Origin of the sequence: Bordetella sp. BOR01 (genome assembly GCF_019218885.1) — a bacterium.
Classification (GTDB): domain Bacteria; phylum Pseudomonadota; class Gammaproteobacteria; order Burkholderiales; family Burkholderiaceae_B; genus Bordetella_A.
Genome location: NZ_JAHUWT010000008.1, coordinates 24,436 through 32,777, shown reverse-complemented (window position 1 = coordinate 32,777; position 8,342 = coordinate 24,436). Strand labels below are relative to the sequence as shown.

9 protein-coding genes and 1 pseudogene are annotated in these 8,342 nt (G+C 63.1%); 5 read left to right on the top strand and 5 right to left on the bottom strand.

The window, feature by feature from the left end; genetic code table 11:
* The 5 genes and pseudogenes from KW845_RS29255 to cheZ form a co-directional block, all read left to right on the top strand.
* A pseudogene (locus KW845_RS29255) lies at window positions 1-227 on the top strand (chemotaxis protein); the annotation flags it as partial.
* A 6-nt stretch (window positions 228-233) separates the two neighbouring features.
* Window positions 234-1,094: a CheR family methyltransferase gene (locus tag KW845_RS29250; RefSeq protein WP_218372936.1), complete on the top strand. Its 861-nt coding sequence runs from the start codon at window positions 234-236 to the stop codon at window positions 1,092-1,094.
* 7 nt (window positions 1,095-1,101) lie between these two features.
* On the top strand, window positions 1,102-2,157 hold the full coding sequence (locus tag KW845_RS29245) for a chemotaxis response regulator protein-glutamate methylesterase (RefSeq protein ID WP_218372935.1): 1,056 nt from the start codon (window positions 1,102-1,104) through the stop codon (window positions 2,155-2,157).
* Between the two features lie 48 nt (window positions 2,158-2,205).
* On the top strand, window positions 2,206-2,595 hold the full coding sequence (cheY, locus tag KW845_RS29240) for a chemotaxis response regulator CheY (RefSeq protein WP_218372934.1): 390 nt from the start codon (window positions 2,206-2,208) through the stop codon (window positions 2,593-2,595).
* Between the two features lie 8 nt (window positions 2,596-2,603).
* Complete coding sequence (gene cheZ / locus KW845_RS29235) at window positions 2,604-3,236, top strand: protein phosphatase CheZ (RefSeq protein WP_218372933.1); 633 nt, start codon at window positions 2,604-2,606, stop codon at window positions 3,234-3,236.
* Window positions 3,237-3,305: 69 nt separating this feature from the next.
* Here cheZ and KW845_RS29230 read toward each other — a convergent pair whose 3' ends face one another.
* The 5 genes from KW845_RS29230 to KW845_RS29210 form a co-directional block, all read right to left on the bottom strand.
* A complete protein-coding gene (locus KW845_RS29230; RefSeq protein WP_218372932.1) occupies window positions 3,306-4,391 on the bottom strand; it encodes a porin in 1,086 nt (361 codons plus the stop codon).
* A gap of 73 nt (window positions 4,392-4,464) precedes the next feature.
* On the bottom strand, window positions 4,465-5,580 hold the full coding sequence (locus KW845_RS29225) for an ABC transporter ATP-binding protein (RefSeq protein ID WP_218372931.1): 1,116 nt from the start codon (window positions 5,578-5,580) through the stop codon (window positions 4,465-4,467).
* Window positions 5,574-6,404 (bottom strand): ABC transporter permease, encoded by an 831-nt coding sequence (locus KW845_RS29220; RefSeq protein ID WP_218372930.1) that lies wholly within the window; start codon window positions 6,402-6,404, stop codon window positions 5,574-5,576. Before KW845_RS29220 ends, KW845_RS29225 begins: the two co-directional genes overlap by 7 nt.
* Window positions 6,401-7,249, bottom strand: a complete 849-nt coding sequence (locus KW845_RS29215; protein WP_218372929.1) for an ABC transporter permease — start codon at window positions 7,247-7,249, stop codon at window positions 6,401-6,403. The genes KW845_RS29220 and KW845_RS29215 overlap by 4 nt, the downstream gene beginning before the upstream one ends.
* A 25-nt stretch (window positions 7,250-7,274) precedes the next feature.
* Window positions 7,275-8,339: an ABC transporter substrate-binding protein gene (locus tag KW845_RS29210; protein ID WP_218372928.1), complete on the bottom strand. Its 1,065-nt coding sequence runs from the start codon at window positions 8,337-8,339 to the stop codon at window positions 7,275-7,277.
* Window positions 8,340-8,342: the final 3 nt, after the last annotated feature.

Below are 8,342 nucleotides of genomic sequence, written 5' to 3'. Positions count from 1 at the left end.
AGCAGAACGCGGCGCTGGTGGAAGAGGCCGCGGCGGCGGCGGGTTCGCTGCAGGAGCAGGCGCAGCGGCTGGCCGAGGCGGTGTCGGTGTTCAAGATCATCGCGGGCGAGGTCATCGAGGTGCCGGCACGGCAGCTGGGTGGCGATCGTGCGGCGCGTGACGGGTTGCGCCACCACCCGCAAGAGCGCGACCCCGCCATGGCGGGCGCGCTGGCCTTGCAGCAGTAATCTGCCGTGGCAAGCTCTGGCGCCAGCGCATCGTTTTCGGCCGAGCGGCAGTTCGAGTTCCTCGAGGCCGATTTCGCACGCGTGCGGCGCATGATCCATGAGCGGGCCGGCATCTCGCTGGGCGAACACAAGCGCGAAATGGTGTACAGCCGCCTGACGCGCCGCCTGCGCGCACTGGGCCGGCAGGACTTCTCGGGTTATCTGGATCATCTTGAGAACCAGCCGGCTGCTGCCGAGTGGGAAGATTTTGTCAATGCGCTGACCACCAACCTGACCGCGTTCTTTCGCGAGGCGCACCATTTTCCGATACTGGCCGAATTGGCCCGGACCCGCACAGCGCCGCTATCTGTATGGTGCTGCGCGGCATCGACCGGTGAAGAGCCTTATTCGATCGCCATGACGCTGGCCGAGACGCTGGGCGAACGGGCTTCGTCGGCCACGGTGCTGGCCACCGACATCGACACGAATGTGCTGAACAAGGCGCGCGCAGGCGTGTATGCCGACGAGCGCGTGGCTCGCATGGACCCGGCCAGGTTGAAACGCTTCTTCTTGCGTGGGCGGGGTTCCAATACAGGGCAGGTGCGCGTGCGGCCCGAACTGGCTGCCATGGTGCGCTTCGAGACCATGAATCTGCTGGCGCGATCCTGGCCGATCGCCGAGCAGTTTGACGCGATCTTCTGTCGCAACGTGATGATCTATTTCGATAAACCCACCCAGGCCGGCATTCTGCAGCGCTTCGTTCCGCTATTGAAAGCGGGCGGGTTGCTGTTTGCCGGCCATTCCGAGAATTTCACGTATATCAGCCGGGATTTCCGCCTGCGCGGGCAGACCGTGTACGAGTGCGTGGGCATGCAGCCGGGACGCTGAGGCGAAGATGAAGAAAATACGCGTTCTGTGCGTGGACGATTCGGCCCTGGTACGCGGCCTGATGACCGAGATCATCAACAGCCGCGACGACATGGAGGTGGTGGCGGTCGCGCCCGACCCGCTGGTGGCGCGCGAGCTGATCAAGCAGCATGGCCCCGACGTGCTGACGCTGGATGTGGAAATGCCCCGTATGGACGGGCTGGATTTCCTGGAAAAACTGATGCGGCTGCGGCCCATGCCGGTAGTGATGGTGTCGTCGCTGACCGAACGCGGCGGCGAGACCACTTTGCGGGCCCTGGAGTTGGGGGCCATCGACTTCGTGACCAAGCCCAAGCTGGGGATACGCCACGGCATGCTCGAGTATGCCGAACTGATCGCCGACAAGATCCGGGCAGCCGCGCGTGCGCGCCTGCAGGTCCCCACGCCGGCTGCGCAGTCCGCGCCGCCGGTGCGCTTGCGCAGCCCATATTCCAGCTCGGAAAAGCTGGTGATGGTGGGGGCATCCACGGGTGGCACCGAGGCTATACGCGAAGTGCTGCGACCCTTGCCGCCGGATAGCCCGGCGATGCTGATTACCCAGCATATGCCGGCCGGCTTCACGCGTTCATTTGCCCAGCGCCTGGACGCCTTGTGCGCTGTGACCGTGCGCGAGGCAAGCGATGGCGAGCGCGTGCTTCCCGGGCATGTGTACCTGGCACCAGGCGGCGACACGCACATGAAACTGGGGCGCAGCGGCGCGAACTACGTCATCGAGCTCGAGGCGAGCGAGCCGGTCAATCGTCACCGTCCGTCAGTGGACGTGTTGTTCCGCTCGGCCGCGAGCGCGGCGGGAGCCAACGCCATCGGGGTCATCCTGACCGGCATGGGCAAGGACGGCGCCGCCGGCCTGCTGGCCATGCGGCGGGCGGGTGCGCATACGCTGGCACAGGACGAGGCCAGTTGCGTGGTGTTCGGCATGCCGCGCGAAGCCATCTTGCTGGGCGCGGCGGCCGAAGTGGTACCACTGGCGGCAATGAGCGAACACATTCTGACGCGCCTGGGCGACCACGCGAACCGTGTCTGAGGCCGCAGTGTCGGCGGCGGGCGCGAAAGACTATTTTCTGGAGTTGAAATGATAGACAAGGGTATGAAGATTCTGGTGGTGGATGACTTCCCCACGATGCGGCGCATTATCCGTAACCTGCTCAAAGAGCTGGGTTTCGAGAACGTGGATGAAGCCGAAGATGGTGCCATCGGCCTGGAAAAACTTCGCAACGGCAGTTTCCAGTTCGTGGTGTCGGACTGGAACATGCCCAATCTTGACGGCCTGGAAATGCTCAAGCAGATTCGTGCCGACGGCGCGCTGAAGTCGCTGCCGGTGCTGATGGTGACGGCCGAGGCCAAGAAAGAGAATATCGTGGCCGCCGCGCAAGCCGGGGCCAGCGGCTATGTGGTCAAGCCCTTCACGGCGGCGACGCTGGAAGAGAAGCTGACCAAGATCTTCGAGAAAATCGCGGGCTGAGGTGCGGTATGAGCGCAATTGAAATTGGCAGCAAGGCAGACCCGGCCGACCTGATACACCGTATCGCCTCGCTGACGCGCATGCTGCGCGACAGCATGCGCGAACTGGGGCTGGACCAGGCCATCAAGGATGCCGCGCAGGCGATTCCCGACGCCCGCGACCGGCTGCGCTATGTGGCGCAGATGACCGAACAAGCCGCCAACCGCGTCTTGAACGCCACCGACGCGGCCGGCCCCATCCAGGACGGCATGGCCCGTTCGGCCCAGGCGCTGGACGTACGCTGGCAGCAATGGTTCGATCAGCCGCTGGAGCTGCCCGAGGCGCGCGAATTGGTCAAGGATACGCGGGCCTTTCTGGCCGACGTGCCGGTCCAGACCCAGCAGACCCAGGGCAGGTTGATGGAAATCGTGATGGCGCAGGATTTCCAGGACCTGACCGGCCAGGTGATCATGCGCATGATGGACGTGGTGGGTGCCATCGAGCGCGAACTGCTGCAGGTTCTGCTGGACAACGTGCCTCAAGAGCGCCGCGACGAAGCGCAGACATTGCTCAACGGGCCCCAGGTCAGTCCGGCCGGCAAGGCCGACGTGGTAACCAGCCAGGACCAGGTCGACGACCTGCTGGCGAGCCTGGGGTTCTAGCGCCTGTTCATACTGGCTCGCGGCAATGCAGGGGCGCGGCGCCGCAAGCGGCGCTTGCCCGGCACGAGGCTAGAACACGTGGCGTATACCGAATTGCACCCCCCGGGTCGCGTCTCCGGCCAGAGGGCGGTTGCGCCAGTCGGCGCTGGGCGCCTGCGCGGCTCCGATTGCATAGCGCAGCCCTTCGCCATTGTCGATCCATGCGCCCGCCGCATAGAGCGTGGTGCGTTTGGACAAGCGGTGCAGGTACATGATGCCGTAGTGATTGGCGTGTGACGATCCGCCGAAGGTTGAAGGATCGGTGTTGGCGTTGTCGGCTTTGACGTCGATGTACGTCCAGCCCAGGCTTAGTTGGTCGGCCGCGGTAAGATCGAACGCAACGCTGATCGAATACAGGTCCTTGTCGATGCTGCCGTCGGTCTGCTCGTTCTTGAAGTAGCCCAGGTATACGGTGACCGGATCGAAGTCGTAGCTGCCCCCGATCGCGGTTTGACGGTTGCGGGTGCCGTCATACAGGTCGTCGGTGGCGCCGGGCAGCGTATTGTCCACGTGGGCGGCCAGGAAGTAGTAGGGCCCGTTCTGGTATTCGATTGCCGCCTGCCAGACTCGGCCGGCTTGGCTGTGACGGTAGCTGTCGCCCAGCGCATAGTGCGTTTCCAGGCGCCAGCCATGCCAGCGTGGCGAGCTATAGCTGATGTCGTTGTTATTGCGAAAGTTGTAGCCGGACTGGGTACCCAGCCCCGCGCCAAAGGTGCCGCCATAGAATGCGGCGATCTTGCCCAGCATATTGAAGAAGACGCTGTTTTGCTTGCCGATGCGGAATTCGCCCCAGTCGTTATTGGCGAAACCCACCCAGGCCTGCCGGCCGAACATCTGGCCGGCTACGGAAGCGTTGCCGTTGTTGGTGTTGAAGCCACCTTCCAGGCGGAATACTGCCCGAGTTCCGCCGCCAAGATCCTCGCTTCCCATCAGGCCGAAGCGCGAGACCTGCAGTCCGCCGCTATCCACGGATTTCTCGGTGCGGCCACTGCTATTGATGGCCCCGATGTAGGAATCCACCACGCCATACAGTGTGACATTGTCCGCCAGAGCAGGCGCAGCCGCGCCCGCCAGGCAGACGGATGCGCCGAAGCGCAACCATGTGCTTGTTTTCACTGGTTTCCCCTTGGATCGAGGTGCTGGCACCACGCCGGCACCCGGAATTTCGCCAGATCTGGCGATTGGTGACCTAGATGCGAGGCACGATGTGCGCGTCTCCCGCGTTCCAGGCAATACGATGCCGCGATCCGTTCGCCAGCGCTCTTGCGCGCGCGCCGGGCACGCGTATGCGTACGGGCACCTCGCCGCTCAGGCCGCTGAGCAAGAGACTCGCGCCGTAGTCGACAACGCCGGTGATCTGGAAGTCCAGCACGTTGTCTTGCTCGGCCGAATCGGCCTGCTCCAGCAGGCGCAAGGATTCGGGCCGGACCATCATGTATGCGTCTTTGCCGGCGGCATGGTCCGAGGCTGAGTGCGCGCGCAAGGTGCGGCCCAACGAATCGCAGGCGTATTCTCCCCGCGCCGGGTCAAGGCGCCGGACGCCGAAAAAATTGCTTTCGCCTACGAAAGACCCCACGAAGTGAGTGGCGGGCGCGGCATATACCTGCATGGGCGGCGCGAATTGCTCTACTCGGCCGGCATTGAAGACAGCGATGCGGTCTGACATCGTCATGGCTTCGGATTGATCGTGGGTGACAAAAATACTGGTGATGCCGAACTCGGTATGCAGCCGTTTGATTTCAAGCTGCATCTGTTCTCGCAGATTCTTGTCGAGTGCGCTCAAGGGCTCGTCCAGCAACAATACTTCGGGTTCGAACACCAGCGCTCGCGCCAAGGCGACCCGTTGCTGCTGGCCCCCTGAAAGCTGCTTGGGCAGGCGATCGCGATGCTGAGCCAAGCCGACGATGTCCAGCACGCGACGCGCGCGCGCGGCCGCGTCAGCCGCGGTCACCTTGCGCATGCGCAATGGAAAAATGACATTCTCGACCGCGCTCATGTGCGGAAACAGCGCATAGTTCTGGAACACCATGCCCATATTGCGCTTGTGCGGCGGGACGCCCGTCAGCGCAGTACCGCGCAGCCGGATCTCGCCCGCGGTAGGCGCCTCGAACCCGGCCACCATGGCCAGGGTCGAGGTTTTTCCGGAGCCGCTGGGCCCCAGGAATGTGACGAACTCGCCTTGGCGCAACGTCAGGCTGACGCCATCAACGGCGTTATGCCGGCCGTCGTAGGTTTTTTGCAGCGCTTCGATGTGCAGGTGCTCGTCGAGCTCGCCATTCTGGTGGGAAATAGAGGCGTTCAGCATGGGTTCTCCAGACGGCCGCCGGGCAGAGGCGACGTTTGCGTTTCTTTCGAAGGGCGTTGGGTTGACCGAATGCAGCGCAAAGCGCGCGGGGCTGCCAGCGCCAGAATCATGGCCATAAGAATCAGCGTGGAGACGACCGAGATGATGGGATCGGCCTGCATGCGCAAGCTGTCGAACATCTGGCGCGGCAGGGTGGCGGCGTCGCGCCCCGATATGAACAGCGACACCACGGCCTCGTCGAACGAATGCACGAATGCGAACAGTGCGGCGGCCAGGAAGCCCGGTCTCAATACTGGAAACGTGACCAGGAAGAAGGCCTTCATGGGCGACGCCCCGAGATTCTGGGCAGCACGTTCAAGATTCTGGTCGAAGCCCTTGAGCGTGGCCGATACGATCAGGTAAACCACCGGTACGCTGAGGCAGGTATGCGCCAGTATTACGCCCAGGCGGCTCTGAATCAGTCCAAGCTCGCCGAAATAGTAGTAGTAGCCCAGGGCGACCACGATGTGCGGCACGGTCAGTGGCAGAATAAGCAACAGGTTCAGTACGCTTTTGCCGCGGAAGTTGTCGCGCGTCAGGGCGAAGGTGGCGGGCACGACCAGCATCATGGTCAGTAGTGCCGTGCCCAGGCCGATCAGCAGGCTGTTCAAGGTAGGAAGCGTCCAGCGAGGATCGGAGAAGTACGCCTCGTAGTATCCAAGCCAATAACCTGGCGGCGGAAATTCGAACGATTGCGAATGGCTGAACGACATCGGCACCACGATGAACATTGGCGCGGTTACAAAGGCAACGATCAAGATAGAGAACCATCGCAGCGCTTTCATCGCGGTTCTCCCCACAGCTTGTCGATGCCGAAGGCATGGTTGTAGACAGCGTATACCGATAGGGACGCGACGAGCAGCACCACGGACATCGCGGCGGCCTCGCCGAAGTTCAGCAGTTCTTCGATCTGCTGCCCGATCAGGCCGGCGAGCATTTGCTCGCCCGGTCCGCCCAGTAGTACGGGCATGACATAGAAGCCCAGGCAGGTAATGAACACCAGGGTGCAGCCGTTGACGATGGCGGGCGCGCTGAGCGGCAAGAATACATGACGGAAGGCCGCCCAGCTGCTGGCGCCCAGGCCGCGCGCCGCACGAATATAGGCGGGGTCGATCTTGCGCATGACGGAGTAGAGCGTCATCACCATCAACGGCAATAGCGCGTGCACCATGCCCAGCGTCGAACTGAAACGCGTAAAGAGCAGTTCCCCATTGCCCAGGCCCAGGCGGTCGAGCAGCGCCACAATGGGCCCGCGATTTCCCAGTATCACCATCCACGCGTAGGTGCGCACCAGGAAGCTGACCCACAGGCTCAGACCCACCAGCACGAGCGCCGATTTGGCGAAACCGCCACCGAGCCGCACCACCGTGTACGCCAGGGGATACCCCAGCGCCAGGCAGACAAGGGTGACGCCCAGTGCTGTCAGGAAGGTGCTGGAAAGCACACCGATAAAGAAGCCGTCGGAGAACAGGTAGTAGTAATGTTCGAGGCTCCAGCCCGGATCGCTGACACTGAGCAGCAAGACCTGGAACAGGGGAACCACGAAGAATGCGAGCAGGAAGATGACCACGGGTGCCAGCAGCAACAGGCTGCGCCACCGGCGTGGATTGTGCGAAGAAATAGCGCTCATTCTTTGATCCGATGAATTGCCGTGTTCAGCGCACGACCCAGCGGTCGAACTGGCGTGCAATATCGTTGAGCTGCGGTGCGAGTTCTTCCACGTTTTGTTCGAACAGCAGTTTGTAGTTGTCGGGCTGGGTCGGCATCATGCGTGCGTCTTCCTCGGGGATGTATTCGAACGCCTTCCGATTCAGCGGGCCGTAGTCGGCCTGGCGGCAAAAGCCGGCCAGGCGCTCGCCGCGTACGGACGCATTGATGAACTGCCACGCCAGCTTGGCGCGAGGCGAACCCTTGGACACCACCCAATAGGCCCGGTCTACTTGGCCCTGGTTCCATTCCAGCCGAACGGGTTGCTTCTGGCGCATCAGCTCTACCACGCGGCCATGCCATATGGCGGCGGCGTCCACCTCGCCGTCACGCAACAGTTGCTGCGATTGCTGGCCTTGCGTCCACCAGACACGAACCGACGGCTTGATGCGGTCGAGCGACCTTAGAGAACGTTCGATATCGACGGGGTACAGTTGGTCTAGCGGCACTCCGTCGGCCAGCAGGGCCAGCGGAAGGACCCGGGGTGCGTGGCGCTGCAAAGTGCGTGGGCCGGGAAACCGCTGCAAGTCGAAGAACGCCTTCCAGTCGGACGGACCGCCATTCTGGTAGCGATCGGTTCGATAGGCGATAACGGTCGCGAACGCGTGCGAGCCGACGCCATTCTGATAGACCTGCCCTTCATCCAGGCCGTCTGGCTGCAGGATGCTGGTGTCGATAGCCTCGATAAGGCCCGCTTCGTTGGCGCGTACCAGGTCGGCTCCCCCCAGGGTGGTGACGTCGAATTCATAGACGCCGGTACGCGCCTGGGCGGCGAGTTTCGCAAACGAAACAGGTGACACCGAGCGGATCGTGGTGCCGCTGGATTGCTGGAACGGTTCGAACAGGTGCCGGGCGGCTGCGGTTTCCCACGTGCCGCCCCAGGTATTCACATAGAGCGTCTCGGCGGCGTTCGCCAGGCGCCCGATCCACGGAGCTGACAGCGCGGCGCTGGCGGCCAGTCCTTTCAGGAGACTTCTGCGCGTGGGCGCGAAGTTCAATGTGGAAGAGTTCATTGC